Source organism: Neorhizobium lilium (genome assembly GCF_004053875.1).
Lineage (GTDB): Bacteria > Pseudomonadota > Alphaproteobacteria > Rhizobiales > Rhizobiaceae > Neorhizobium > Neorhizobium lilii.
Map to the genome: position 1 here is coordinate 1 of NZ_SBIP01000013.1, position 718 is coordinate 718.

General features: G+C 66.0%; 1 protein-coding gene. It reads right to left on the reverse strand.

Features of this window, described 5'->3' with window-relative positions; translation table 11 throughout:
* The coding region (locus EPK99_RS25175) for a methyl-accepting chemotaxis protein (RefSeq protein ID WP_164901894.1) at window positions 1-718 on the reverse strand (718 nt) is incomplete at both ends.

Genomic DNA, 718 nt, shown 5'->3' on the forward strand with positions numbered 1-718 from the left:
ATCTTGCCGACCATGCCGCGGGCCGGCGACGAGACCGGGGCCGTGTGGCTGCTTGCGGTTCTGGGGCCGGATGCGGGCTTCGAGGCCGGTTTGGCGAAGGAGGTGGGCCGCGATGCAGCCGAAACCTGGCCGCCGGCACCGAGCTGGAAGCCCGATATCAGCGAACGAAGCCGTGCCGCCTCATTGGCCAGCGTGGCGCCGGCCGCATTGGCCTCTTCCACCATGGCGGCGTTCTGCTGGGTCACCTGGTCCATCTGGTTGACGGCTGTATTGACCTCCGACAGTCCGACCGACTGTTCGCGGGCAGACGTGGCGATCGCATCCATGTGCTGGTTGATGGTGACGATATAGGCCTCGATCGTCTTCAGGGCCTCGCCGGTCTCGCTGACCAGCTTGACGCCGCTGCCGACCTCGACGGAGGAGTTGCGGATCAGCTCCTTGATCTCCTTGGCAGCCTTGGCGGAGCGCTGCGCCAGTTCGCGCACTTCCTGGGCGACGACCGCAAAGCCCTTGCCGGCTTCACCGGCACGCGCCGCTTCGACGCCTGCATTGAGCGCCAGCAGATTGGTCTGGAAGGCGATATCGTCGATGACGCCGATGATGTTGGAGATCTGGCTCGACGATTGCTCGATCTTGCCCATCGCACCGACGGCGCTGGCCACGACCTGACCGGAATGGCGGGCGCTTTCATTGGCCTGGATCGCCACCGCCCGCGCCT